This window comes from Pseudarthrobacter naphthalenicus, assembly GCF_029076445.1.
GTDB classification, from domain to species: Bacteria; Actinomycetota; Actinomycetes; order Actinomycetales; family Micrococcaceae; genus Arthrobacter; species Arthrobacter naphthalenicus.
Window position 1 is genome coordinate 276,246 of record NZ_JARESG010000002.1, and the last position, 26,989, is coordinate 303,234.

The window sequence follows — 26,989 nt, forward strand, 5'->3', positions numbered from 1 at the left end:
ACTCAGTTGCGTTAACTTCTTGACTACAACTGCCAACGTAAGGCAATCTACTTTTTATGTCCGCTACAGCGCGCCCAACGAAGAGCAGGGCGAAAAATCCAGGGTCCCAGTCCGCCCTGAGGCAACTGAACCAGCAGCGGATCATTGAGACCCTGATGAGCGGCCCGTCCACCCAGGCCGAGCTTGCACGGCAGACCGGGCTGTCCACCGCCACAGTCTCCAACATCGTCAAAATCATGCAGGACGCGGGCCTGGCGTCCACCGAACCGATCACCAGTTCCGGCCGCCGGGCGCTGAATGTCCGGCTCAACAGCAACGGCGCGGTAGCCGTCGGCATCGACTTCGGCAGGCGCCATCTGCGCGTGGTCCTGGCTTCCCTGAGCTACCACGTGATCGCGGAGGAATCCGTCCTGCTCCCGCTGGGCCACCAGTCAGAGGAGGGCATCGACGCGGCGGTGCTGCTGCTGGACAAGCTCCTGCTGGAAAGCGGTGTGGACCGCGCCGCACTGGTGGGTGCCGGCGTCGGAATCCCGGGGCCGATCGACCGCCGTACCGGCACTGTGGCGCAGGGTGCCATCCTTCCGGAATGGGTGGGCATCAACATCCTGCAGCACTTGGAAGAAACCCTCAAAATGCCCGTCTTTGTTGACAACGACGCCAATCTCGGCGCGTGGTCAGAGGTCACCTGGGGGCCCCATACCGGGGTCAGCAACCTGATGTTCCTTAAGATCGGATCGGGTATTGGCGCCGGCCTGATCCTTAACGGAGCGCCCTACTACGGCACGGTCGGCATCACCGGCGAAATCGGCCACGCCACCATCCACGAGCAGGGCCTGGTGTGCCGTTGCGGCAACCGTGGCTGCCTGGAGACCATCGCCTCCACCACCACCATGATCGAGCTGCTCAGCCGCGGCGAGGACCCCCCGGCCAGCCCGGCGGACATCGTCCGGAAGGCCCTGGCCCGCGATCCCGCCACACTGCGCGTGGTGGACGACGCAGGCCAGGCCGTGGGGCGCGCCCTGGGCAACGTAGCCAACCTGATCAATCCCGAAGTGATTGTGGTGGGCGGCCCCCTGGCAGGCCTGGGCGACCTGCTGCTTGACCCCATCCGGCGGGGCCTCATCCGGCACGCCGTCCCGGTTGTGGGCGAAACCACAACCCTGACAATGTCATCGCTGGGTGACCGCGCAGAGGCCCTGGGCGCGGCCGCTCTGGTGTTCCAGCACGCTGGGATCCGCAGCACGTAGACCAACTTGTTATGCGCCAATTGCGTTCAAGACTTGACGACAACCGGTGTGATCCAGTTTACTTTTTCATCAGACGACCCCCGCGCTTTGCGAGGGCGGACGAAGAAGTCACGTATTGGAGGCGTAAGGGCACATGACGTCCCAACCCACGCACACTGACCCCGTAATTCTGGAGATGCGCTCCATCACCAAGGAATTTCCCGGCGTCAAAGCACTGTCCGAAGTAAGCCTCCGGGTCAAGGCAGGCGAAATCCACGCGATCTGCGGCGAAAACGGCGCCGGCAAGTCCACGCTGATGAAGGTCCTGTCCGGTGTCTACCCGTACGGAAGCTACGACGGCGACATTGTTTACCAGAACGAAGTCCAGCAGTTCCGGGACATCCGGGCCAGCGAGCACGCCGGCATCGTGATCATCCACCAGGAACTGGCCCTCATCCCCGAACTGTCCATCATGGAGAACATCTTCCTGGGGAATGAGCCCACCAAGCGCGGTGTCATCGACTGGGCCGAAGCCCGGCGGCGGTCCCTCGACCTGCTGGCGCGCGTGGGCCTCCGAGACGACCCGGACACGCCTATCAAGGAGATCGGCGTCGGCAAGCAGCAGTTGGTGGAGATCGCCAAGGCCCTGAACAAGTCAGTGAAAATCCTCATCCTGGACGAACCCACCGCGGCGCTGAACGAATCGGACTCCCAGCACCTGCTTGACCTGATGCTGGGTCTCAAGGGCCGGGGCATTACTTCAATCATCATTTCCCACAAGCTCAACGAGATCGAGCAGATCGCCGATTCCATCACCATCATCCGGGACGGCAAATCGATCGAAACCCTTGATGTTAAGGCCGACGGCGTGGACGAGGACCGCATCATCAAGGGCATGGTGGGGCGCGCGCTTGAATCCCGCTTCCCGGACCACACACCGAAAATCGGCGAAGTGTTGTTCGAGGTCAAGAACTGGAACGTGGCACATCCGCAGATCCAGGACCGCATGGTCTGCAAGAACTCGAACTTCTTTGTGCGCCGCGGTGAGATCGTCGGATTTGCAGGGCTCATGGGTGCCGGGCGCACCGAACTGGCCCGGTCCATCTTCGGCCGGTCCTACGGCCACTTCGTCTCCGGACAGATCTACATGCACGGCAAGGAAGTAACCCTCAAGAGCGTTCACCAGGCGATCCAGGCCGGCCTTGGCTACGTCACCGAAGACCGGAAGTCCCTCGGCCTGAACCTGCTTGATGACATCAAGACAACCACGGTGTCAGCCAACCTGGAGAAGATCAGCAAACGCAGCGTGGTGGACACGAACAAGGAGTTTGCGGTTGCCGAGGAATACCGGAAGTCCCTCCGGACGAAGGCCCCTTCGGTGCAGGAGGGGGTGGCCAAGCTGTCCGGCGGAAACCAGCAGAAGGTAGTCCTGGCCAAGTGGATGTTCACTGACCCGGAACTGCTGATCCTGGATGAACCCACCCGCGGGATCGACGTCGGAGCCAAGTACGAGATCTACGGCATCATCCAGCAACTGGCCAACCAGGGGAAAGGCGTCATTGTGATTTCCTCCGAACTGCCTGAACTGCTGGGACTCTCGGACCGCATTTACACCATCTTCGAGGGCGCCATCACGGGCGTACTCGACAAGGCGGAAGCGAGCCAGGAAAGCCTGATGAAGCTCATGACCTCCGCCCGAAAGGCCGCCTAATCCTCTGGATCCTTCCAGAACCTTCCAGATACAAGGACCGAAAACAATGAACGCGCTCAAGAAACTCTTCGGTGGCGACACCCGCCAGTTCGGGATGATCTTTGCCCTCGTGGCTCTGATAGTTCTCTTCCAGTGGCTCACAGGCGGCATCACCCTCACACCGGGCAACGTCATCAACCTCTTCAACGGAAACTCCTACATCCTTATCCTGGCCATCGGCATGGTGCTGGTCATCATCGCCGGGCACATTGACCTGTCGGTCGGCTCGGTGGCTGCCTTCGTGGGCATGGTGGTGGCCATCTGCATGAGGGACTGGCACCTTCCCTGGTTTGTCGCGATCCTGCTGGGCCTGGGCCTCGGCGCCCTGATCGGTGCGTGGCAAGGCATGTGGACGGCGTATGTGGGCATACCAGCGTTCATTGTGACCCTGGCCGGCATGCTGATCTTCCGCGGTGCACAGCAGTTCGTGGGCCAGTCCAACTCGATTCCCGTCCCCAGGGAGTTCCAGTACATCGGCGCGGGCTACCTCCCTGAAGTGGGGCCGGACACCGGCTTCAACAACCTCACCGTCCTTCTGGGGCTTGCAGGCGTCGCATTCGTGATCTTCGGCGAAGTCCGACGGCGGCGCAACGCCAAGGCGCTCGGCGCAGAGGTTTCGGAGACCTGGGTGAGCGTCCTTCGGCTCGTCCTGATCTGTGGAGCCATCCTCTATGCAACGTACCTCTTCGCCACGGGCCGTCCCGGCACATCGTTCCCGATTCCGGGGCTCATCCTCGCCGTTATGGTTTTGGTCTACGGCTTCATCTCCTCCAAGACCGTGGTTGGCCGGCACGTCTACGCCGTCGGCGGCAACCGCCACGCTGCGGAACTCTCCGGTGTGAAGTCCAAGAAGATCAACTTCCTGGTCATGATGAACATGTCCATCATCGCCGGTTTGGCGGGCATGATCTTCGTGGCCCGCTCCACTTCTGCCGGCCCTTCGGACGGCACCGGCTGGGAACTTGACGCCATCGCCGCCGTCTTCATTGGCGGCGCGGCAGTCACCGGCGGCGTGGGTACCGTCATCGGATCCATCGTCGGAGGCTTGGTCATGGCCGTCCTGAACAACGGCCTGCAGCTGCTCAGCGTGGGCGCGGACTGGCAGTCCATGATCAAGGGTCTGGTGCTGTTGGTGGCTGTGGCCGTCGACGTCTACAACAAGTCCCAAGGCCGGGCATCGATTATCGGGTTGATGATGAAGAACTTCAGCCGACCGTCCAACGGCACAGGCACACCGCTGCAGCCGGACGAAGTCACCTCCACCAGAGAAACCATTTCCAAGGAAGCCTGAGCAGTTCAGCTTCCCGCCCCCAACACCCCAAAAGAAAGTGGACACAGAAATGCGAATGTTTGGCAAAGCAGGAAAGGCAGCAACGATAGCTGCGATCGCAGCACTGGCGCTGACAGGCTGCGGACGTTCCGAACCAAGCACCTCAGGCGGCGGCGCCAGCGGGGGAACCGGCGGGTTCCCCCAGGACTCCGCGATCGGCGTCGCACTTCCCAAGAAGACCAGCGAGAACTGGGTATTGGCGGAAAAGCTGTTCAATGACGGGCTTAGCAGTGCCGGTTTCAAGCCCACGGTGCAGTTCGCCAACAATGGTGTGGCCGAACAGCAGAACCAGATCAGCGCCATGATCTCCAAGGGCGCAAAGGTCATCATTGTGGGTGCCCTTGACGGCTCCCAGCTGGGAACGCAGCTCCAGCAGGCAAAGGATGCAGGCGCCACCATCATCGCCTACGACCGCCTCCTGCTGAACACCGAAAACGTGGACTACTACGTGGCTTACGACAACTTCAAAGTCGGCGTGCTGCAGGGCCAAGCCCTGCTGGACGGTATGAAGGCGAAGAAGCCGGCCGGCCCTTACAACATCGAACTTCTGGCCGGGTCGCCGGATGACGCCAACGCGAAGGTCTTCTTTGACGGCGCCATGTCGGTCCTCAAGCCGAAGATCGACGACGGAACGCTGAAGGTCCTCTCGGGCCAGACGACATTCGAGAAAGCTGTCACGCAGGACTGGAAGGCCGAGAACGCCCAGCGGCGGATGGATACCCTGTTGACCGGTTCATACGGGACGGCCTCGCTGGACGGTGTCCTCTCACCGAACGACACCCTTGCCCGGGCGGTCATCACGTCCGTCAAGGCGGCTGGCAAGCCGATTCCGGTCGTCACCGGACAGGACTCCGAAGTTGAGTCCGTGAAGTCGATCATGGCCGGCGAGCAGTACTCCACCATCAACAAGGACACCCGCAAGCTCGTTGAGCATGCGATTGTTATGGTCAAGGATCTCCAGGCCGGCAAGAAGCCGGAGGTCAACGACGACAAGTCCTACAACAACGGCACGAAGGTTGTCCCGGCGTTCCTGCTTCCGCCGGTCATCGTGACCAAGGAGAACGTGAAGACGGCCTACACGGACGACCCGGTACTCGGCCCGATCACCAAGTAACCAAGAAGTAACTGCATAACCGGGCCCCGGCCCGCCGGCAACGGCGGGCCGGGGCCTTTTGCCGCCCCCGCCAAACCCTCCCTCACCTAATGCGGGTTTCCAGCAAACCCTCTCTCACCTAATGCGGGTTTCCAGCAAACGCTCCCTCACCTGCCGATTCACGGCCCACGCATTCACAGCCCGCGCATAGGTATGCCACCGCAGGGGCACAGCAGCGCTGAGCACTGTGGAGGCAGGGGCCCGCACCAGGCGGCCCATGTCCCGAGGAGTACAGTGAGCGTCCTTGCCCGGAGTGTTGGCAACGCCTTCAGAAACAAAGTCCGAACAGCTGCCGTCGTGGCGGTCCTTGCCGTCGCCATCGGACTTGCCCTGGCCATGCTGGTGGCCAACCAGGCTGTCGGCGCAAAAGTCCAGGAGCTCAATGCCTCCGTGGGTACCGTACTGACCGTCAACCCGGCCGGCGGCCAGGGCTTCGACGGCGGCGGCGAGCCGCTGACAGCCGAACAGGCCGGAACCGCAGCCGCCGTCCCCAACGTCAGCTCCGTCGTCGGGACCAGTTCCCTCCGGCTCCGCAACGCTACCGAAGCGGCAGCACAGTCCACCGCAGGAACCCAGGCCGGCGGCCCCCAGGGCGCACCGGGCGGCGGCCAGAGCCAGAACCAGGGCACCGCCACAGTTACCACCAGCCTCACCGCCGCGATCGACGCCGGCACCCTGGGCGGCCGCAACCAGGCCGCCAACGGCACCACAGGGACCTCCGGCACCGCCACGGCGCAGCCGGCCCGCTCACTGCCCATCACCGCAACGGGCATCGGCGCCGAGGTGGACAGCACAGGCAAGGCACTGGGCATCACCCAGGGCAACGGCCTGGGAGACTACACCGCCGAATCAACCAACGCGCTCCTGGGCACCACCCTGGCGGAAAAGAACGGCCTGGGCGTGGGCTCCACCTTCAGCATCAATGACAGGACCTTCACAGTGGCCGGCCTGTTCGATTCCGGCACCACCTTCGGCAACAACGCCCTCTACGTGACCCTTCCCACGGCGCAGGGCCTCGCTGAACTTCCCGGCGAGCTCTCCTCCATGATCGTCACCGTCAACAGCATGGAAAACGTCGATTCCGCCAAGACCGCCCTCCAGGCCGCCCTCGGCACCGACAAGGCTGACGTCACCCAGGGCCAGCGCAACCTCGAAACGGCGGTCAGCTCCCTGGACAGCGTCAAGAACATCTCCCTCATCGCGTTCCTCGCAGCCCTGGGCACGGCGGGCCTGATCATCCTCCTGATCATGGTCATGCTGGTCCGCGAGCGCCGCCGCGAGATTGGCGTGCTCAAGGCGATCGGCGCGCCCAACCGCACCATCGGACTCCAGTTCGTCCTGGAGGCGCTGGTAGTGGTGGCGATGGGCAGCGTGGTGGGCGCCGCCGTCGCCTCCTTCGCCAGCGGCGGCATCGCGTCCGCGCTGATCAGTTCCAGTTCAACAACGACGACGGCGGCCTCCACCGGGCGCGGCGTCGGCGGCGGGGCGGCCGGGTTCCCCGGCGGCGGCTCCGGCATGCCGGGCCAGGGCGGCCCGTTCGGCGGCGCCTCGCAGCTGCTGACCTCGGTCACCGCGAGCGCCTCCCCCGGCGTGATCGCCGCCGGCATCGCGGCAGTGTTCGGCGTGGCCATCATCGGCGCCCTGATCCCTGCCCTGCTCACAGCCCGCATCCGTCCCATCGAAGTCCTGCGAGGAGAATAACCATGATTGAAGTCAAGAACCTGGTCCGCACTTTCAACTCCGGCGACCGCACCATCAAACCGGTCAACGATGTCAGTTTTGTCCTGGAGCAGGGCACCCTGGCATCCATCGTGGGCAAGAGCGGCAGCGGCAAGAGCACCCTGTTGTCCCTCCTCGGTGCGCTGGACAAACCCACCAGTGGAGACGTCGTCGTGAACGGCGTCAGCCTGGCCGCCATGCCGGACAGCAAGCTGACCGAGTACCGGCGCCGGGACATCGGTTTTGTGTTCCAGCAGTTCAACCTCATCCCGAACCTCTCCGCGGTGGACAACGTGATGCTCCCCATGGAGTTCGCCGGCGTCCGGAAGACCCAGCGCCGGCAGCGGGCACAGGACCTGCTGGAGCAGGTCCAGCTGGACCCCGAAAAGCAGGTCCGGCGCATCAACCGGCTTTCCGGCGGCGAGCAGCAAAGGGTGGCCATTGCCCGCGCGCTGGCCAACGAACCCAAGCTGATCCTCGCGGACGAGCCCACCGGCAACCTTGACGAACAGACCGGCGACCACATCATCGAGCTCCTGAGCGCACTCAGCCGTGACCACAACACCACCATCCTGGTGGTCACGCACGACAGGGCGCTGGCGAATAAGACCGACCGCCGCTTCCGGCTCCAGCAGGGCAGGCTGACCGAAGAACCGGTCCGGGCCATGGTCTGACGCCCCGGCAGTCCGGGGTGAGAGGATGGGCACCATGAGCGCGCTAATTGCCACGCCGTGGTTGTCCAGCCAGCCCGACCAGGACCCGCGTTCCGCTACCGGAAGGCCGTTGCGCTGGGGTGTCATTGCCACCGGCGGGATTGCCCGTTCCGTGTCGCGGGACCTGGCGCTGCTGGCGGATGCGGAGTTATACGCCGTCAGCTCCCGCGGCCGGGACACAGCGGAGAGCTTCGCCACCGCCTATGATTTCGCCCGCAGCTACTGGGACGACGACGGCGTCCCCGGCTACCAGCATCTGCTCGCCGACGACGCGGTGGACGTTGTCTATGTCGCCACGCCGCACGCGCAGCACCATCAGATTGTGCTGGCGGCGCTCAATGCCGGCAAGCACGTCCTGTGCGAAAAGGCCTTCACCATCAACGCGCGTGAGGCCAGCGAGCTGGTGGCCGTGGCCCGCGAACGGAAGCTCTTCCTGATGGAGGCCATCTGGAGCCGGTTCCTGCCGGGGATGCAACGGGCCTTCGAGATCGCGGCGTCGGGAGAGCTGGGGGACGTGCACTGGGTGACTGCCGATCTGGGCTTTCCGGCCCCGTACTCTCCGACCTCCAGGCTGTGGGCCAGGGAGGCCGGCGGCGGTGCGCTCCTGGACATTTCCGTCTACCCGCTGCTGTGGGCCCTGGGAACCTTGGGGTTCCCCCAGACAGTCAGTGCCGCGGGTTCCATTAACGACGACGGCGTGGACTCCCAGAACGCTCTGACGCTTGGCTACAACCACGGCGCCCAGGCCCAGCTGACGTCCTCGCTGCTGGCATTCGGCCCCCGGACGGCCACCGTGGCGGGAAGCCTGGGCTACCTGCAGAGCGCGGGTTCCATCAACAACCCGAGGGAACTGGTAATCAGTGTGGGCCTTGGCGAGCTGCGCACCGAGCCGTTCGACGTCGTCGGCCTCGGCTACACCTACGAGCTCCGCGAGGTGACGCGCTGCATCCAGCAGGGTGTACCCGAAAGCCCGGTGATGCCGCTGGAGGATTCCATCAAAACCATGCGACTCTTCGACGGCGTCCGCGGGCAGCTGGGGGTCGGCTACCCGAACGACGTCCACTAAGGGCGGCGCCCTGCACGGAGCGCGCAAAACCACAGTAGCCTTAGTTTCCCCGTTCACCGGTATAATTTGACGTACAACAGTGCCGCAGTGCACACCGGGAGGAACGGGTCATGGGGGCGGAATCGCCTAGCTCCATCAAGGATGAAGTGGTTGGCGGACGCTACCGTTTGGGTGACGTGATCGGCCGCGGCGGCATGTCCACCGTTTACTGTGCCCATGACGAAAACCTTGGCCGGGACGTGGCCTTGAAGCTTTTCGCACCGCAGGCCCCGGATGCCGACGAACTGAAACGCCAGGAAGCGGAGATCCAGCTGCTGGCAACCCTCAACCACCCCAGCCTGGTGACGTTGTTCGACGCCGGGATTGACACCCGCATCCCCGGTGAACCCCGGCCGTTCCTGACCATGGAACTGGTCGAAGGCCAGGACCTTCGCAGCCGCATCAGGCACAGCCCCGTCCCCTTGGACGAACTGGCTGTGATCGGGGCGGGCATTGCCGACGCCCTGGCGTACGTTCACGGTCTGGGTGTCATCCACCGGGACATCAAGCCCGGCAACATCCTCCTGGTGCAGATCCGCCCGGGCGAGCCCCTGCGTCCCAAGCTGACGGACTTCGGCATAGCCAGGATCGTTGACGCGACACGGCTCACTGCCACGGGAACCATGGTGGGGACTGCCGCGTACCTCAGCCCGGAGCAGGCTTTGGGCTCGCCGCTGTCTCCTGCCACGGACATCTACCCCTTCGGGCTTGTCCTGTTGGAGTGCATCAAGCAAACGATTGAGTATCCGGGTAACGCGGTCGAGTCGGCCGTGGCACGCCTGCACCGCTCGCCTGAGATCCCGGACGATGTCCCCTCCGAGTGGGCCGACCTGATCCGCTCCATGACGGCCATCGAGCCGTTGGAACGTCCGGCGGCGGCCGACGTCGAAACGGTGCTCCGGCAAGCACTGGTCTCGCCGGCATCCACCCCGGGTGAACTCGCGCCGGAAACCACCCGGGTGCTCCCGGCCATGCCTTTCAGGCCCCCCTCCATCGCGATCACCGCCGAAACTGAGCTGCCCCCTGCCCCGCGGCGATCCAGGCGTTTCTGGCTTTACATCATTCTGGGCCTCCTCGCCGTGGTGGCTGCCGCAACGGCCCTGACCGTCAGCCTCGCTGCACAGCAAACGCCCGACGTCGTCCCCTACCCCACGGTCACCGGCAGCCTGGGTGACCACCTCCAGGAACTCCAGAAAAGCGTGGAACCATGACGTCAGGGCAGAACGGCCGCCGGGGCCGCTGCGCTTTGCGCTGCCTGTCAGCAGCTGCGGCCGCCCTTCTGTTTGCCGGATCCCTGGCCGCCTGCGGTCCGGCGGACTCGGGCTTGAAGCAGGACACTGCGGCGAAACTCCAGCAACGCGTCCTGAGCGTCAGCCAGGCCGCCGCGGGTAATGACCCAACGGGTGCGCTCAACGAGTTGACGGCGCTCGAGGCAGACCTGGCGGCGGCTACCGACAACGGGACCGTATCGGATGCCCGCCGGCGCTCGATCACAACTGCGGTTGCGGCCGTCCGGGCAGACCTCAATGACGTCCTCGCGGCGGCAGCGGCAGCCGCGAAGACCGCCGAGGACGCCGCCGCAGCCCAGCGGCAGGCTGAAGCGGATGCCACCGCGGCTGCCGCCGCTGCCGCTGCTGCCGAGGCCAACAATGCGGCTCCCGCACCGGTTGCACCCGCCCCCGCCCCGGCACAGAACAACGGCAAAGCCGGCAAGGGAAAAGGCAAGGACGGCTGACGGCCACCAACGGCTGGGCTGCCCGTTACTGAGTTTGCACGCCCGCAACGGAAGCGGCGTCCCGGTTTCCCGGGGCACCGCTTCTGACTGTCCGCTAAACGGAGGCAGGTCCTTCTTGGTTAGCCGGAAAGCTTAGTTGGCCGGAAAGCGTTCCCACACACGGTGGTTCGCCAGCAGTTCCGCGATTTGCGGAACCAGCTCACCTGCCGTGCCCGCCGCGACAACACCGGCAGTGTCCTGAGGGATGCCGGCCGTTTCAAGCGTCGCAGAGTGTTCCCCCCACGCCCCCAGCGCCTTGGCATGCCGGAACGCTTCGGAAAGCAGCAGCACAACCCGCGGATCCAGTGAAGCGCCGGGTTCGCCGGCCTTGGCGTCACGGCCGGCTGTGGCATCCGAAGCCCGCATTGCTCCGCCGGCAACTATGACTGCATCGAATTCGGTGGAGCGCGCGGTGAGGTAGGTCCGTTGGACGGGGACGCCGCCGTCGCCCTCTTCACCCAGGGTTCCGCCGGCCGGTGCGATGACCAGCGGCACGATGCCCAAAGCGTCCAGTGCCTTGCGTGCTGCGTTGACCTCCTCAAGGTCGCTGTCCTGATCCGCCATGATCCCTACTACGCGGCCGGCCACCGGCCAGGTCTTGCCCAGCTGCGACAGGGCGGGGCTGGGTTCGGCGTCGGCAACGTCCTCGGTGGCGGCCGGCGCGGGCATGCCCAGGCCCTTCGCCACGGCCGCGCACAGGTCCGTGTCCACATTGGCCAGGGCAAGCAACTGCCGCTCCCGGATTGCCTTCTCGTAGCACTTGCCCAGTTCGAAGGTGTAGGCCTGGATCACGTGATCCTGCTCCACGGGGGTGAGGCTGCGGAAGAACAGCCGGGCCTGGCTGTAATGATCGCTGAAGGATGCCGGGTTCTTCCGCTCCTTGATGGACGCGGCAAGCTCTTCCGGCACGTCAATGAAGGCGCTCATGTCCTGGCCGGCGAGGAACGGGCAGCCGCCGTCCAGCGAATTGGGGTGGTACGGTGCCGCCCCGCCGTGCACCGCCTGCTGGTGCATGCCGTCGCGGAGCATGTCATTCACCGGTGCCTGCGGACGGTTGATCGGGATCTGGCCGAAGTTTGGACCGCCAAGCCGGGAGATCTGGGTGTCAAGGTAGGAAAACAGCCTGACCTGCAGCAGCGGGTCGTTGGTAACGTCGATGCCAGGCACCAAATGTCCTGGATGGAAGGCCACCTGCTCGGTCTCCGCGAAATAGTTGGTGGGGTTGGCGTTGAGCGTCATGATGCCGATGGGCTGGACCGGGGCCAACTCCTCGGGAACGAACTTGGTGGGGTCCAGCAGGTCGATGCCCTCGAACATCTGGTCCTCGGTATCCGGGAAGGTCTGCACCCCCAGTTCCCATTCCGGGAAAGCGCCGGCTTCGATGGCGTCGGCCAGGTCCCGGCGATGGAAGTCCGGGTCCATCCCGTTGATGATCTGGGCTTCTTCCCAGACCAGCGAGTGGACGCCCTGCTTGGGCTTCCAGTGGAACTTCACCAGCGTGGTCTTTCCCTCGGCGTTCACGAAGCGGAAAGTGTGGACGCCGAAACCTTCCATGGTCCGCAAGGACCGCGGGATCCCCCGGTCGGACATGTTCCACATGGTGTGGGCCTGCGCCTCAGTGTGCAGGGAAACAAAATCCCAAAAGGTGTCATGGGCGCTCTGGGCCTGCGGAATCTCCCGGTCCGGGTGGGGCTTTCCGGCGTGGATAAGGTCCGGAAACTTGATGCCGTCCTGAATGAAGAAGACCGGGATGTTGTTGCCCACGAGGTCGTAGGTGCCTTCATCCGTGTAGAACTTGGTGGAAAATCCCCGCGTGTCACGGACGGCGTCCGCAGACCCGCGCGAGCCCAGGACCGTGGAAAAGCGTACGAAGACCGGCGTTTCCACATCCTTGGCCAGGAAGCCGGCGCGGCTGATCCTGGCGGCGGTGCCGTAGGACCTGAACACTCCATGCGCGCCCGCGCCACGGGCGTGCACCACACGCTCCGGAATGCGTTCGTGGTCGAAATGCGTGATCTTTTCCCGGAGGTGGTGGTCCTGCAGCAGGACAGGTCCGCGCGGGCCGGCTTTCAGGGAATGGTCCGTGTCGCCGAGCCTGAGCCCCTGCGCTGTGGTGAGGTACTGCCCCGACTGGGCACGCGCGGTCAGAGGCGCCCCGGTCGGCGTCCCCGTTGGTGAGACTGCTTCCGGGCCCTGCTGGTCCGGCTTGGGCGGCAGGGGCTCACGCGGAGTGGTGGGCTCGTCGAGGGCCGCGGGTTCACTGGCAGGAACACCGGGAATCTGGATGTTGCTTTCTTCAGGCACGGATTTTTCTCCTCTGGGGTGGGCAACCTCAGCAGTCATCGGCAATCCGCCGAGATACTAAGCGTACTTAGTACCCTAGGGAAAGATGCCTCCTGCCACAACCCGGGTTCCGGTATTCGGGCCGGGAATGCTCCGATGTGGCCGCCAAGAAACCCGGCACGGCGGAACGCCTCACCCACCGATTCCGAAGAAAAAAGGCGGTGCCCCGGTTTCCCGGGGCACCGCCTTTTACTGTTCTTCAGGCTCAGAGAACCTTAGCTCAGCGTGGCAATGACCTTGTTCAGCGTTGCGGAGGGCCGCATGACAGCGGAGGTCTTGGCGTCGTCCGGACGGTAGTAGCCGCCGATGTCCACCGGTGAGCCCTGCACCGCGGCGAGTTCGCCAACGATGGTTTCCTCGTTGGACGTCAGTTCGCCGGCAACAGCGGAGAATGAGGCTGCGAGCTCGGCGTCCTCGGTCTGCTTGGCCAGTTCCTCGGCCCAGTACCGTGCCAGGTAGTAGTGGCTGCCGCGGTTGTCCAGCTCGCCCGCGCGGCGGCTCGGGGACTTGTTTTCCAGCAGGAAGGTCCCCGTTGCCTTGTCCAGGGTGTCGGCCAGCACCTGCGCACGGGCGTTGTTGGTGGTGGTGGCCAGGTGCTCGAAGCTCACGGCCAGGGCCAGGAACTCGCCCAGGCTGTCCCAGCGAAGGTGGTTTTCCTTGAGCAGCTGCTGGACGTGCTTCGGGGCTGACCCGCCTGCACCGGTCTCGAAGAGTCCGCCGCCGTTCATCAGCGGAACCACGGAGAGCATCTTGGCGCTGGTTCCGAGTTCCAGGATCGGGAACAGGTCCGTGAGGTAGTCCCTGAGCACGTTTCCGGAGACGGAGATGGTGTCCTCGCCCTTGCGGATGCGCTCCAGGGTGAAGGCGGTTGCCTTCTCCGGGGACATGATCTCGATCTGCAGGCCCGTGGTGTCGTGGTCCTTGAGGTACTCGTTAACCTTGGCGATCAGGTTGCGGTCGTGGGCGCGGCTTTCATCCAGCCAGAAGACGGCGGGCATCTTGGAGGCGCGGGCGCGGGTGACGGCCAGCTTGACCCAGTCGCGGATGGGGGCGTCCTTGGTCTGGCAGGCACGCCAGATGTCACCGGGGGCCACGTCGTGTTCGATCAGCACGTTGCCGGCGCCGTCAACGATCTGCACCTTGCCGGCTTCCTGGATTTCGAACGTCTTGTCGTGGCTGCCGTATTCCTCGGCCGCCTGCGCCATCAGGCCCACGTTCGGGACGGTGCCCATGGTGGTCGGATCGAAGGCCCCGTGGGCGCGGCAGTCATCAAGGACTACCTGGTAGACGCCTGCGTATGAGCTGTCCGGCAGGACGGCCAGGGTGTCGGCTTCCTTGCCGTCCGGGCCCCACATGTGGCCGGAGGAGCGGATCATGGCCGGCATGGAGGCATCCACAATGATGTCCGAGGGAACGTTCAGGCTGGTGATGCCCTTGTCCGAGTCCACCATCGCCAGGGCCGGACCGTCGTCGAGGCCCTTCTTGATGAGTGCCTGGACTCCGGCGCGAACGTCCTCCGGCAGGTCCTCAAGGCTGCTCAGAATGGCGGCCAGGCCGTTGTTGGGGCTGATGCCGGCGGCGGCCAGCTGCTTGCCGTAGGTCTCGAAGAGCTCGGAGAAGTAGGCCTTCACCACGTGACCGAAGATGATGGGGTCCGACACCTTCATCATGGTGGCCTTCAGGTGCGCGGAGAAAAGGACACCTTCCTCCTTGGCGCGGGCAACCTGGGCTTTGAGGAACTCATCCAGGGCTGCGGCGCGCATCACGGTGCCGTCGATGACTTCGCCGGCCAGAACCGGGAAGGCCTTCTTCAGGACCTTGACGGAGCCGTCTTCGCGCACCAGCTGGATGGCGATGGTGCCGTCGGCGTCGATGACCACGGACTTCTCGTTGGAGCGGAAATCGTCCTTGGCCATGGTGGCCACGTTGGTTTTGGAGTCCGCCGACCAGGCACCCATGGAGTGCGGGTTCTGGCGGGCGTAGTTCTTCACCGACAGCGGCGCCCGGCGGTCCGAGTTGCCTTCACGCAGGACGGGGTTCACGGCGGAGCCCTTGATCTTGTCGTAGCGGGACCGGACGGCCGTCTCTTCATCGGAGGCGGGGTTGTCCGGGTAGTCCGGCAGGTTGTAGCCCTGGCTCTGGAGCTCGGCGATAGCGGCCTTCAGCTGCGGGATGGATGCGCTGATGTTCGGGAGCTTGATGATGTTGGCTTCCGGCGTCTTCGCCAGTTCACCGAGTTCAGCAAGGGCGTCACCGGTCTGCTGCTCCGGGGTGAGGTAGTCACCGAACACGGAGATGATGCGGCCTGCGAGCGAAATGTCACGGGTCTCCACCTCCACACCTGCAGTCGAAGCAAATGCCTCGATGATCGGCAAGAACGAATACGTAGCCAGCATCGGCGCTTCGTCGGTGTGGGTATAGATAATCTTGGACATGCGCGGGCGTCTCCCTAGAGGTCGGCTGTGGAAATTTGGTCTATTTCACCACGCCTAACTTACCCGAGGTCACGGCTTTGAGCCCTACCCGGGACGGCCGGGAGGCCCCGTATTACCGCCGGTTTGGGGGCAGTGCGCGGCGCACGACGGCGGGCGGCACCCCGCCGGGGAGAGTCGCCGTCGTGATTTGCCACCGGTAAGGCCCGCCGGCGGGCGGGGCAACTGTCGGCGCCGCTTGTGGGGAAGATCACGCGGGCAGGGCTGCACGTACTTGGGGCCGCGGATCGCCTTGGCGAGTTCCGGAAAGCGATCACGATTTGGGCCCCGACTTCGTTCAGAGTCCGCTGCCCGGACCGGAGAAGTCATTGATATGAGAAAAGTACCCCCTGGCCTCATCTTTTTCCAGACTGACGCGGCACCGGGGACGGTTTTACTATTTACAAAAGTCGTGTTGCATCGGTAGGTTCTACTGGTCATGGGCGGGCTCAGTGAGACCGCTCTCTCACCGTTCAGACAGGACAATCATGACGCGAACCAGGTCCTTGGCGGCCAGCCTCCTCAGCCTCACCGCAGCTGCCATGCTGGCGCTGGCGGGGGCCGGAACCGCGAACGCCGTTCCGGCTGCGTCAGGCGATAAGACAGCCCCCGTGGTGGCCAGCGCCAAGGTGGACAGCACCGGCGCCGCGGAATACTGGACTGCGGACCGCATGCGCGCCGCGATTCCCGGCGATGCCCTGGCCGGCGCTGCCCCCGGCCGCGTGGCCACCTCCCCGGACACGGTTGCCAAGGGCAAGAACACCAAGGTCAAGCCCAGCACCGCAGGCAAAACCAACAGCAGCAGCCCCAAGTTCGCCCGCGAGGCGGCAACGGTGGACAACATCGGCAAGGTTTTCTTCACCATGGGCGGGGCCAACTATGTGTGCTCCGGTAATGCCGTCACGTCCGCGAACGGAAGCACCGTGGCGACGGCCGGCCACTGCGTCAATAGCGGTCCGGGCGCCTTCGCCAAAAACTTCATCTTTGTTCCGGCCTATGAGAATGGTGCGGCGCCCTACGGACGGTGGACGGCCAAGAGCCTGCACACCACCCCCCAATGGCAGCAGAAGGGGGATATCGCCTTTGACACCGGCTTCGCGGTCATGAACCCCAATGCGGACGGCGAGAGTCTCACCGACGTTGTGGGAGGGTCCGGCGTTGAGTTCAATTCCGATCGCGGCGTGCAGTACACCTCCTATGGCTACCCCGCCTCCGCGCCCTACAACGGCGAAACGCTCTGGAGCTGCAAGGGCAAGGCAACGGATGACACCACGCATCCTGAATTCAACACCCAGGGAATCCCGTGCACCATGACCGGCGGCTCCTCCGGCGGCCCCTGGTTCCTCGCCAGCGGCCTGCAGAACTCCATCAACAGCTACGGCTATAACAGCGCCAATGTGATGTACGGCCCGTACTGGGGCCAAGTCATTGAGGATACGTACACCCTTGCCCAGGCAGCCTAAAAAGTCGCAGGACCCGGCCCCGGACCGACCGGGCGGACGGCCGACAGACGGTTCCGTCAGCCATAGTGAATCGGACCAGACGCCCGAAGAAATCCTCGCGTACTGGACCCCGGAAAGGATGGCGGCGGCAAAGCCCCGGGAGCTTCGCCTCCCGGACCCTGCCCCGGGGGCGCCGGACGACGACGCGGACCCGGACGCGAATCATTCTTGAATTCCAGTTCCAACGCCCGACGGCGCCTCTCCCCTCATCGGGGACAGGCGCCGTCGGGCGTTCTACTTCAGTGCATTCTTCGAGTGGGGATCAGTGGAAGAAGTGGCGGGCACCCGTGAAGTACATGGTGATGCCGGCGGCGTTGGCCGCGGCGATGACTTCCTCATCCCGGACGGACCCGCCCGGCTGAACCACGGCGCGGACGCCGGCGTCGATCAGGATCTGCAGGCCGTCGGCGAACGGGAAGAACGCGTCCGAGGCGGCAACGGCGCCGCGGGCACGCTCCGGTGCGTTGGCAGCGCTGGTGTTGGAGGCACCGCCGGCACCTTCGACGTCGGACTCCACCGTGACACCGAGCGAGTTGGCCCGCTCCACGGCGAGGCGGCAGGAGTCCAGCCGGTTGACCTGGCCCATGCCGATGCCGACGGCTGCGCCGTTGTCCGCAAGCAGGATGGCGTTGGACTTGGCTGCGCGGCAGGCGGTCCAGGCGAAGGCCAGGTCCGCGAGCGTCTTCTCGTCCGCGGCTGCACCGGCGGCGAGGGTCCAGTTGGCGGGGTTGTCGCCGTCGGCGTCCACCTTGTCAGTAGCCTGGACCAGCATGCCGCCGGAGACCTGGCGGAATTCCGTGGGGTAGCGGCCGTAGCCCTCGGGGAGGGCCAGCAGGCGGATGTTCTTCTTCTTGGCGAGGATTTCGACCGCTTCGGGTTCGAAGGCCGGGGCGATGACCACTTCGGTGAAGATGCCGGCCACCGTGCGGGCCATGCCGGCCGTCACGGTGCTGTTGGCGGCGATGACGCCGCCAAACGCGGAGACCGGATCGCAGGCGTGGGCCTTGGCATGTGCGTCGGCGATCGGATCTTCAGCATCGGCCGACCCAACGGCCACACCGCAGGGGTTGGCGTGCTTGATGATGGCGACGGCGGGCTCGGTGAAGTCGAACGCGGCGCGCAGGGCGGCGTCGGCGTCGACGAAGTTGTTGTAGCTCATGGCCTTGCCGTGCAGCTGGTCAGCCTGGGCGATGCCGGCCGGAGCAGCCTTATCGACGTACAGCGCGGCCTGCTGGTGGGGGTTTTCGCCGTAGCGCAGGACCTCGGAGCGTTCCAGGGACAGCCCGGCATAGGCGGGCCAGTCGATGATGCCGTCGCCGTCCTCATCCTTGAACTGGCTGGCCGTCCAGGTGGCCACCGCGTTGTCGTACGCGGCGGTGTGGGCAAACGCTTTCGCGGCCAGCCGGCGTCGGGTCTTCAGGTCAAAGCCGCCTTCAGCCGCGGCGGTGACCACCTGGCCGTAGAAGCCGGGGTCAACCACAATGGCGACGGCGGCGTGGTTCTTCGCAGCCGAACGCACCATGGCGGGACCGCCGATATCGATCTGCTCCACCACGTCATCCTGGGCGGCGCCGGACTTGACCGTCTCCACGAAGGGGTAGAGGTTCACCACGACGAGGTCGAAGGTCTCGATCTCCATCTTGGTCAGCGTGTCCATGTGCGCCGGGACGCGGCGGTCGGCCAGGATGCCGCCGTGGACCCGGGGGTGCAGTGTCTTGACGCGGCCGTCCAGCATTTCCGGGGAGCCGGTGACTTCCTCGACTTCCTGGACCGGGATGCCGGCCGCGGCGATCTTCTTGGCCGTTGAACCGGTGGACACAATCTTCACGCCCGCTGCGTGCAGTCCTTTGGCGAGCTCCTCCAGACCGGTCTTGTCGTAGACCGAGATCAGGGCCCGGCGGATGGGAACCCGGTCGATGGATACACGTTCAGGCTGCGTGAAGCTCACAAAAGTCTCCGTCTTATGTCGCGGACCAGTGCCGCGGGTGGGCCGCGGGTGGTGGGGGTAGGGCCAGTTTATCGTGTTGTCCTTGCCTCCGTTCTGCGGCGGCCGGCGCGCGGCCCCGGACTGCACCCCGGACGCGCGAAGCGACGCCACGCAGATCCCGACTTCGCGTGCCTCTAAGATTTAGGCAGGAGGCTGCGATGAATATTTACACCACTGTGCCCAGCGGCGAACAGGTGGTCCAGGAACTGCCGTGGCGGTGGAAGGTCCAGGGCCGGATCTTCGTGATCGGCGGCCTCGGATTCATGTTCGACGCCTGGGACGTGACGCTGAACGGCATCCTCATCCCGCTGCTCTCCACCCACTGGGCACTCGCGGCCGGTGAAGTGGCCTGGGTGGGCACAGCCAACCTGATCGGCATGGCCCTGGGCGCCTTCGTGTGGGGAACCATTGCGGACACCATCGGGCGGAAGAAGGCGTTCACGGCAACGCTGTTGATCTTCTCGCTGTTCACCGTGCTCGGCGCGTTCTCCCCGGACTTCATCTGGTTCTGCGTGTTCCGCTTTATGGCCGGCTTCGGCCTGGGCGGCTGCATTCCCGTGGACTATGCGCTGGTGGGTGAGTTCACGCCCCGGAAGCAGCGCGGCAAGGTCCTCACCGCGATGGACGGCTGGTGGCCGGTGGGCGCGGCCCTGGCGGGCTTTGTATCCGCCGCAATGGTGGGCATCTTCGGGGACTGGCGGCTGACCATGCTGGTGATGGTGCTGCCGGCGCTGCTGGTGTTCTGGATCCGGCGCAGCGTCCCGGAGTCTCCGCTGTTCCTGATCCGCAAAGGCCGCCGGGAGGAAGCCGCCCGAGTCATTGATGACCTCGTGGCAGCCACCGGCGCCGAACCCCGGGCCTACAGCCTGCCGGATGCGCAGGACGTTCCGCGGCTGTCCGCCGGCAGCGCCTGGCATCAGCTGCGCCTGGTCTGGCAGTTCAACTGGAAGATCACCACCACCGCGTGGGCCCTGTTTTTCAGCATCCTGCTGGTCTATTACCTGTCCCTGACGTGGATGCCCCGGATCCTGATCGGTGCCGGTTTCGCGGAGTACAAGGCCTTCGTGACCACGGCCTCCATGTCGGCCGTGGGCCTGCTGGGCGTGGTGGTCGCTGCCCTGCTGGTGGAGCGCGTGGGCCGCAAGTGGATTCTGGCCATCACGGGCCCGCTCTCGGCGCTGACCCTGGTGATCGTGGCGTTTGTGGTGGACATCCCGTCGGCGGCGATCTTCTGGCTGCTCGTGTTCGGCTTCATCGTCCAGGTGGCCATCCCGGTGCTCTACGCCTATGTGTCCGAGCTGTACCCCACGGAGCTGCGCGGCACGGGGTTTGGCTGGGCCTCGACGTTCTCCCGGCTGGGTGCCGGCCTTGGGCCACTCATTTTCGCCAACTACTTCTGGCCCGAGTTCGGCCTGGCCACCTCCTTCGCCCTGGCCGGCGGGCTTGTCCTGGTTGCCGTGCTGTGGATGGCGTTCTTCTCCCCGGAAACCAAGCTGCGCCGCCTCGACTAGGCCCCTCTTACCCAACTAGGTAGCGCCAACTGTCGTTATGGACGCTCAAAACGGCAGATAGCGCTACCTACTTGGGCGACCAGCCTCGGGTCATAAGCGCCGAACGGACTTTGGCGACGGCGGCCCGCGCGTCGTTCTGCATGTGGCGTTTGGAGATTCTGACCGGCAGCCAGCCCGCCCTTGCGAAATCCTCCTCGCGGGCGATGTCCCTGACGATCTGGGCCACCTCAGAGTGTCCATCGCCTTCGTATTCCACTGCCACTTTGTGGTCCCGATAGGCGAGATCAGGCTGACGTACGACGCCGGCTCCCAGGTCCGCGCGCATGTTCAGTTTCGGTTCCGGCAATCCCGCGTACTCCAGTGCCAGCCGCAGCCTCGTTTCCGGGGCGGAATCAGCCCCGACTCTGGCCTGTTCGAGGGCAAGGCGGGCCTTTTGAATCCCAGGGGTCCCCTTGTGCCGGTCGAGCATATCCTCAAGGTCTTCCTTGGTCGCGAAGGGTTCAGCCCTCCCTTCGAAGTCCGGCCGAGGAATCCTCAACAGGTGATCCGCTACGACAGTTATCTCATCAATGCTCATTTTCCGGGCGCAGTCCAGCCACGTTCGGGCGCGCGAGGTGACCAGCAGGCCGTTGAAATTAACGATTTCGTCGTCGAAGAACTGGCCCCGGTGACCCTTCACTCCCGGACGGCGCATGATGGCCACCGAATCGGGCCGGGAGATATGAATCAGCTGCTCATCGCTTCCCGGGAGGAAGCCCGGGAACTCCCACAACAGGAACGCCGACGCATGGGAAGCCGCGGCTGACTCCGTAACCAGGGTGTAGGGGCGAATGCTGCGGTCAAGAGGGCAGTCCTCCACCTCCGGCACCCGGACGCCGCGGCTGGGGCGCCCCAAGCCCTGGTGACGCAACCTACGTTGGGTGATCCCGGCGTCGGCCGCTTCTTTCAGTGTGAACGGAAGGGAGGACAACGGCTGGGGCAGTTCGCTGGGGACCTTCATCTGCCCATGGTGGCAGGCCCGCGAGAAGGCCGCTGAAGTTATCCACAGGCTCCCCTCCGTCAACCCAAGTAGGTAGCGCTATCTGTCGTTTAGACCCCTCAAAATGACAGATAGCGCTACCTACTTGGGAGGGGTTAGGCGGCGAGGGCTGCCAGGGTGGACACCAGGAGGCGGCGCTCCACCACCTTGATCCGCTCGTGCAGGGTGTCCTCGGTGTCCCCCGGCTCAATGGCGACGGCTTCCTGGGCGATGATGGGGCCCGTATCCACGCCGGCGTCGGCCCAGTGCACCGTGCAGCCGGTCACCTTCACGCCGTAGGCCATGGCGTCGCGGACGCCGTGGGCACCGGGGAACGCCGGCAGCAGCGCGGGGTGGGTATTGAGGTACTTGCCGTCAAAGGCATCGATGAAGTCGGCGCTGACAATCCGCATGAAGCCGGAGGAGACCACCACATCCGGGGCGTAGGAAGCCACCTTCGCCGTCAGGGCGGCATCCCATTCGTCGCGGGTTGGGAACGAATTGAAGTTGACCACAAAGGTTTCCAGCCCGGCCTCGGACGAACGCTCCACCCCGTAGGTCCCCTCACGGTCGGCACCCACCGCCGCGATTTCCACGTCCAGCTCCCCTGACTTCACGGCGTCAATGACGGCCTGGAGGTTGGAGCCGGTACCGGAAACGAGGACTACGATGCGCATGGGTCTAGCTTATGGGCAGGCTCGCGTAGGCTGGAAACCATGACTACTCCCCCGGAACCAGCTGGCCAGCAGCGGACTAAACCGCAGCTCAGCGAGGCCGCGAAGACCTCGCTCAGCAAGACCCGCAACCTGTTCCGGATCTTCATTCTCACCGTGCTCGGCGCCTTTTTCGTCTACCAGCTGGACGTCAGCTACCTCTGGCTCACCGGCATCCTGACGGCGGCCAGCTTTGTCCTGGGCATCATGCTGCTGGTCCGGTCGGCAAAGCTGAAGGAGTCCCGGCTGGTCCTGTTCGGCACCATCGCGGGCCTGGTGGTTTCGCTCATCATGCTGCTGGTCATCCTGGCCTCAGCAGTGTTCTTCAGCCAGGTCCGGGAGTTCCAGGCCTGCCAGCGGGAAGCCCTGACGGACCAGGCAATGTCCAATTGCCGTGTCCAGCTGGAGCAGTCACTGCCCGGCCTCCGCTAGCGGTACCAGCCCACCTACCGGTACCAGCCCACCGCCCGGTCGTAACGGCATTCAAGCGCTCCGGTGCCGGGTTCGAGGCCTCCCCCGGTAGGGAAGTAGATGGCACCGAAGTCCGCGCCCTCAGCCTCGATCCGCCCTTTCGCCCAGATCCGGGCCTGCTCGAGGTCCTTTTGAGGGATGGATTCCCGAGTGCTGCGATCCCCGCTGAGGTGGATGTCCAACTGGTACTCCCCTGCGTGGGACGTTCCGGCGTGGCTTTCGGGGTCGCCTTCATCGCGCCTGCTGATCAGGACCTCCGCGGATGCGTGCAGAATGGCTGGCGTGCTCACGGGGGTGCCCTGCTGCTGTTGTTCGATCCGCAGGCCCGAGGCCACGCTCTGGACGGTGTCGTCATCGGTGACCGTGTAGGCGGATCCGCCGAGGTCAGCCTCTGAACCCCCGATGCTGGCTAGGTGCTGCCCGAACTGCTCGGAGCTGGACTGGTTCGAACCGGATGTGGTGGAGTTCATGCACCCTCCCTGAGGGTATTCGCGGCAGGTGCCGACCCCAGCAACACTAGCCCCAAACCACCCGGCCAAACCGGATGGTGCCGGAATGATTTGTGCCGCAGAAGCGAACGGCAAGGGTGACACCGGACCGGCCGTCCGCGGGCTACACGCGCCAGCTAAAGCTAGGAGACCAGCTCCGCGTCCGCGTCGACCTGTTGCTGGCGTTCCAGCCATGGACCGGCCGCGTAACCGATGACGACGCCGATCCCCACTTCAGCGGCCAGCCAGAGTCCCAGCCACCAGGGGTCGGGACCGATGTCGGTGAGGCGTCCCAGCCCCGCGGAGCCGCCGGCCAGCCAGGCCAGTGCGGCCGCCAGCAGTCCTGCAACGGCGCCGATCAGGACGCCGAGGGCCAAGGTGGAGGCAGTGGCAGTGAACCAGCGGGCGTGCACTTTGATGGACAGCCATTCATCAAAGTGGTTTTCGCCTTCACGGAGGAACCACCAGCCGGCCAGGACCCCGGCCAGCACCGGGACCACCAGGGCCACAAAGCCGTAGTCCAGCGGCCCGGACGGGATCGCGGCGAAGACCGGGATGGCGGGCAGGGGCCCGGTGGCGGTGCCCAGCGGCCCCACCTGCGAGCCGACGCCCATGGCGAAACCGGAGCCGCTGATCCAGGCCAGGGCAAAGACCGCGAGGTTGGGCAGGTAGCCGAGTTGCGCAATGGTGAGCGCCGCACCCCCTACCGCGCCGGCGTCGAGCCCTTCATAAACGGTCAGCACCAGGTTCCAATGGATGACGAGGTCAACAGCCAGGAGCACGCACGCGAGCGTCAGCGCGGACACCAGCGCCAGGAAGCCGGCTTTGGCGGCTGACCCGAGGTAGGACCCGGCCCAGCGCGAATGCTGGCTGGTGCGGGAGATCCAGTCCACGGCATCGACGCCGATCAGCCGGCTCCACGACCCGGCTTCGCGGCGCGCTCCGATGACCATGCCCAGGGCGAACGGGATCAGCGGGATCAGCATGGCGTGCCAGATGTTGATGACGACGTCCGGCGTGCGGCACACAAAGCCGGTAGCCGCGCCGAAGGCCGAGTAGACCAGCCAGGAGCCAAGCAACGCCTGCCACAGCTGGTCCGTGTACGAGGCGCGGGCCAGCCGCCGCCCGGCCCGCCAGGCGAGCAGGAAGGGGATGAGGGTGAGCCCGAGCGGAATGAGGGTGAGCAGGCCCGAGTTTGCGCTGCGCGCCGCGCCGGTTCCGACGTCGGCCAGTTCCAGCGGAACGCCGTGGATCAGCAGCCACGCCTGGCCGGCAAGCCGGGCCAACGCGTCGAACGCGGTGTTCTGAAAACCTCCGGTCGCCCAGACGGCAACGATGGGCACCAGGACCAGGAGCGCCGAGATGATGGCCGCCTGCGCCGTTTCGAGGGCGCCCTGCAGCCATAAGGGCATGGGAAGGCCACGGTCTCCGGTCTGATCAGCGCGCAGTTTCATCGTTTCCCATGGTGTCACGGCCGGACCCGCCAGCCGGTCTGCGACAGGCGCCGCAGCCGCATCGGAGCCGATTTCGGCGCTTTTTCCACAGCTCCGCCGTAAAATTGGATTGTCCGCAATCAGTGGTTGGAGGCAGAAAATGACTACCGCATCCCCACATGCCCACGGTGTACATTTCGGACGCGCAGACGTCCAGAATGCGGGCATGGGTGTAGGTATTCTCATGTTGGCAGTGGGTATCCTGGGCTTTGTCCCCGGCGTCACCACCCGGTACAGCGAATTGATGTTCCTTGGGCCTGATTCCCATGCCATGTTCCTTGGTGTGTTTCAGGTGTCCATGTTGCTGAACGTTGTGCAGATGGCCATCGGCGCAACGGGCTGGGCGATGTCCCGGACCGAACACGGCGCACGCAATTTCCTGATGGGCGCAGGTGCGCTGTACATCATCCTCAGCATTTTTGGACTCAGTGTCGGTGTAGGGTCGGCGGCCAATTTCCTGTCGCTGAACATGACGGACAACTGGACCCACCTGGTGCTGGGCGTAGCGATGATCGTTTGCGGCTGGCTGCTGACCCGCACCAGGGCCGGGGACAGGGCGTAGCCCGGAAAGACAAGCCGGGACATGGGAGCCGCGCATGAGGAATGATCCGTAAATTCTGAATATTCGTCCTACTCGCCGGTGCAGTTGGCGCGGTCCCGCGAACAGCTGCACCGGCTTCCTTATGCCACGGTCCGCGCCGGAGCCGCCATCGCCGCGGAGGGGGCCTGCGTGCCGGACCGGGAAATCCTCGATGCAAGAATGAGGCATGAGCGCCATCATCCTCGGCTGGGACCCTGCAAGCTGGGACCGCTGGAACTATGCGGCCGCCGTTGACCGGGTGGCCGCCTCCGGGTTGCACGTCGAGCCGTGGCAGGCGGGCCAGGAGATCCCTGCGGGTACTGACGTCTGGCTGGTCCTGCAGGGAACTCACGGTCCCGGCCTGCTGGGTCACGGCGTGGTGGCGGGCACAGGCGCCGGGCAGCCGCTCGTGGCGTTCGACGCGCTCCTGCCCCTCGGGGACCACGTTCCCGCTGACGTTCTTACTGGCGCGTTGCCGGGCGCCCCGTGGCAGCGCCTCGGTGAGAACGCCGGCGGCGCAAGCGTGGAGCTTGGCCCGGGTGAGGAGCTCCATCTCCGGGACCTGTGGGCCCGCGTCGGACCGGGCCAGGGACCGGACCCCACCCTGCCGGCACCCGGCACCTACCCGGGGAACGCCGTGGTCCACGTCCCGGCAAACCGGTACGAACGCGACCCCGAGGCGCGGCGGGCCTGCATCGCCCAGCGCGGGACCAGTTGCGCGGCCTGCGGGTTCTCCTTCGAAGTGGCGTACGGGGAGATCGGCGCAGACTTCATCGACGTCCACCATACGGTGCCGGACTCGCAGCTTGGCAGCACCTACCAGCTGGACCCGCTCACGGATCTGGTCCCGCTGTGCGCCAACTGCCATGCGATGGCCCACCGCGGGGTGAACGCTGCGAGGACCGAGGTGGAACTCCGCCAGGCCATCGCCAACGCCGGATACCTCCGCGGCGAAACGGCGTCACCGGAAGAACTCGAAGCACAGCGCATAGCCCGGGAAATTCTCGGCCCGGGCTAAGCGGCATATTGCAGGAGGGGGTCCGGGAGCCCCAAAGCAGCTCACGGCGTCGTCCGATGGTGCTTAGGCGCGGGCTGCTTACCGGCGCGGGTCCTCGGTGCCGCCAGCTCCGGCGCGGTACTTCCGCAGCCTGCCGCGGGCCTCTCCGGTGTCCGTCCGTGCCTCGGAATAGGTCCGGACACCCTTCTCGTAGTGCGTGTACAGGCGGGCTTCCTCCGCGGGGTCGAGGCGTCCGTCCGTGTCCCCCCGCGGAGCGTCCTTGACCTGGTCCCTGGTGTAGGGCACCACAAGGTCGGCGCCGTCGATTCTGGCCCCTTCCACCGGGACAAAGGACTGCGAGGTGCCGAAGAGTCCGGTCTTGACTGTCACCCAGGTGGGCTCACCCGTGTCGTCATCGGAGTAGAGCTGGCCGATCCCGCCGATCTTGCCGCCGTCGGACCCCGCAACGTTGCCGCCCTTGCTGAGCAGCCCTTCAATGTCTTCCCTCGTAAGCATGACGTCTCCTTTGAGGTTCAGGTACAGCTGCGCTTCTACCGTAAGCAGGCCGATTACCTAAACGGAAGCGCTGATGCATTTCCCCGAATCGTTCCTCGCCGTGTTCACCCAACCTTTCCCTCGGCTCAA

The 26,989-nt window shown here is 65.2% G+C and carries 22 protein-coding genes; 14 read left to right on the forward strand and 8 right to left on the reverse strand.

The genetic code is table 11. From position 1 onward, the window contains the following. Positions 1-56: 56 nt before the first annotated feature. From PY310_RS03285 to PY310_RS03325, 9 genes are all read left to right on the forward strand, one after another. Positions 57-1,247, forward strand: a complete 1,191-nt coding sequence (locus PY310_RS03285; RefSeq protein WP_275212729.1) for an ROK family transcriptional regulator — start codon at positions 57-59, stop codon at positions 1,245-1,247. A gap of 133 nt (positions 1,248-1,380) precedes the next feature. Beyond that, entirely contained in the window at positions 1,381-2,937 is a 1,557-nt protein-coding gene (gene mmsA, locus PY310_RS03290) for a multiple monosaccharide ABC transporter ATP-binding protein (protein ID WP_275212730.1), read from the forward strand. 46 nt (positions 2,938-2,983) lie between these two features. Continuing rightward, on the forward strand, positions 2,984-4,267 hold the full coding sequence (mmsB, locus tag PY310_RS03295; RefSeq protein WP_275212731.1) for a multiple monosaccharide ABC transporter permease: 1,284 nt from the start codon (positions 2,984-2,986) through the stop codon (positions 4,265-4,267). A 49-nt stretch (positions 4,268-4,316) separates the two neighbouring features. Further along, positions 4,317-5,420 carry a substrate-binding domain-containing protein gene (locus tag PY310_RS03300; protein WP_275212732.1) on the forward strand — a complete coding sequence of 368 codons (1,104 nt, stop codon included), beginning with the start codon at positions 4,317-4,319 and terminating at the stop codon, positions 5,418-5,420. 273 nt (positions 5,421-5,693) lie between these two features. Continuing rightward, positions 5,694-7,160 (forward strand): ABC transporter permease, encoded by a 1,467-nt coding sequence (locus PY310_RS03305; RefSeq protein ID WP_275212733.1) that lies wholly within the window; start codon positions 5,694-5,696, stop codon positions 7,158-7,160. Positions 7,161-7,162: 2 nt separating this feature from the next. Further along, on the forward strand, positions 7,163-7,852 hold the full coding sequence (locus PY310_RS03310; protein WP_275212734.1) for an ABC transporter ATP-binding protein: 690 nt from the start codon (positions 7,163-7,165) through the stop codon (positions 7,850-7,852). A gap of 34 nt (positions 7,853-7,886) precedes the next feature. Next, entirely contained in the window at positions 7,887-8,957 is a 1,071-nt protein-coding gene (locus PY310_RS03315) for a Gfo/Idh/MocA family protein (protein WP_275212735.1), read from the forward strand. A gap of 110 nt (positions 8,958-9,067) precedes the next feature. Continuing rightward, on the forward strand, positions 9,068-10,207 hold the full coding sequence (locus PY310_RS03320) for a serine/threonine-protein kinase (protein WP_275212736.1): 1,140 nt from the start codon (positions 9,068-9,070) through the stop codon (positions 10,205-10,207). Then, positions 10,204-10,731: a hypothetical protein gene (locus PY310_RS03325; RefSeq protein WP_275212737.1), complete on the forward strand. Its 528-nt coding sequence runs from the start codon at positions 10,204-10,206 to the stop codon at positions 10,729-10,731. The genes PY310_RS03320 and PY310_RS03325 overlap by 4 nt, the downstream gene beginning before the upstream one ends. Before the next feature lie 132 nt (positions 10,732-10,863). Here PY310_RS03325 and PY310_RS03330 read toward each other — a convergent pair whose 3' ends face one another. Together PY310_RS03330 and PY310_RS03335 are read right to left on the reverse strand one after the other, a co-directional pair. Beyond that, positions 10,864-13,074, reverse strand: a complete 2,211-nt coding sequence (locus PY310_RS03330; RefSeq protein ID WP_275212738.1) for a catalase — start codon at positions 13,072-13,074, stop codon at positions 10,864-10,866. 254 nt (positions 13,075-13,328) lie between these two features. Further along, entirely contained in the window at positions 13,329-15,548 is a 2,220-nt protein-coding gene (locus PY310_RS03335) for an NADP-dependent isocitrate dehydrogenase (protein WP_275212739.1), read from the reverse strand. A gap of 524 nt (positions 15,549-16,072) precedes the next feature. On the opposite strand from PY310_RS03335, the gene PY310_RS03340 reads away from it, so the two are divergent. Continuing rightward, positions 16,073-17,047, forward strand: coding sequence for a trypsin-like serine peptidase (locus PY310_RS03340; RefSeq protein WP_275212740.1), 975 nt, complete (start codon positions 16,073-16,075; stop codon positions 17,045-17,047). 301 nt (positions 17,048-17,348) lie between these two features. On the opposite strand, the gene purH is transcribed toward PY310_RS03340, so the two are convergent. Continuing rightward, positions 17,349-19,034: a bifunctional phosphoribosylaminoimidazolecarboxamide formyltransferase/IMP cyclohydrolase gene (gene purH / locus PY310_RS03345; RefSeq protein WP_275212742.1), complete on the reverse strand. Its 1,686-nt coding sequence runs from the start codon at positions 19,032-19,034 to the stop codon at positions 17,349-17,351. A 197-nt stretch (positions 19,035-19,231) separates the two neighbouring features. On the opposite strand from purH, the gene PY310_RS03350 reads away from it, so the two are divergent. Then, positions 19,232-20,584 (forward strand): MFS transporter, encoded by a 1,353-nt coding sequence (locus PY310_RS03350; protein WP_275212743.1) that lies wholly within the window; start codon positions 19,232-19,234, stop codon positions 20,582-20,584. 67 nt (positions 20,585-20,651) lie between these two features. On the opposite strand, the gene PY310_RS03355 is transcribed toward PY310_RS03350, so the two are convergent. After that, on the reverse strand, positions 20,652-21,584 hold the full coding sequence (locus tag PY310_RS03355; RefSeq protein WP_275212745.1) for a hypothetical protein: 933 nt from the start codon (positions 21,582-21,584) through the stop codon (positions 20,652-20,654). Between the two features lie 134 nt (positions 21,585-21,718). Continuing rightward, positions 21,719-22,279, reverse strand: coding sequence for a phosphoribosylglycinamide formyltransferase (gene purN, locus PY310_RS03360; protein WP_275212746.1), 561 nt, complete (start codon positions 22,277-22,279; stop codon positions 21,719-21,721). Positions 22,280-22,318: 39 nt separating this feature from the next. Between purN and PY310_RS03365 the strand changes: the two genes are divergently transcribed. Continuing rightward, complete coding sequence (locus PY310_RS03365; RefSeq protein WP_275212747.1) at positions 22,319-22,747, forward strand: hypothetical protein; 429 nt, start codon at positions 22,319-22,321, stop codon at positions 22,745-22,747. Positions 22,748-22,761: 14 nt separating this feature from the next. On the opposite strand, the gene PY310_RS03370 is transcribed toward PY310_RS03365, so the two are convergent. Further along, a complete protein-coding gene (locus PY310_RS03370; RefSeq protein ID WP_275212748.1) occupies positions 22,762-23,256 on the reverse strand; it encodes a hypothetical protein in 495 nt (164 codons plus the stop codon). Between the two features lie 161 nt (positions 23,257-23,417). Beyond that, a complete protein-coding gene (locus PY310_RS03375) occupies positions 23,418-24,728 on the reverse strand; it encodes a cell division protein PerM (protein WP_275212749.1) in 1,311 nt (436 codons plus the stop codon). A gap of 205 nt (positions 24,729-24,933) precedes the next feature. Here PY310_RS03375 and PY310_RS03380 point away from each other — a divergent pair, with 205 nt between their 5' ends. After that, positions 24,934-25,329 carry a DUF4383 domain-containing protein gene (locus PY310_RS03380; protein WP_275212750.1) on the forward strand — a complete coding sequence of 132 codons (396 nt, stop codon included), beginning with the start codon at positions 24,934-24,936 and terminating at the stop codon, positions 25,327-25,329. A gap of 205 nt (positions 25,330-25,534) precedes the next feature. Beyond that, positions 25,535-26,365 carry an HNH endonuclease gene (locus PY310_RS03385; protein ID WP_275212752.1) on the forward strand — a complete coding sequence of 277 codons (831 nt, stop codon included), beginning with the start codon at positions 25,535-25,537 and terminating at the stop codon, positions 26,363-26,365. Positions 26,366-26,443: 78 nt separating this feature from the next. Here PY310_RS03385 and PY310_RS03390 read toward each other — a convergent pair whose 3' ends face one another. Continuing rightward, the gene (locus PY310_RS03390) at positions 26,444-26,860 is read right to left on the reverse strand and encodes a PRC-barrel domain-containing protein (protein WP_275212753.1); all 417 of its coding nucleotides are present in this window, start codon (positions 26,858-26,860) and stop codon (positions 26,444-26,446) included. Positions 26,861-26,989: the final 129 nt, after the last annotated feature.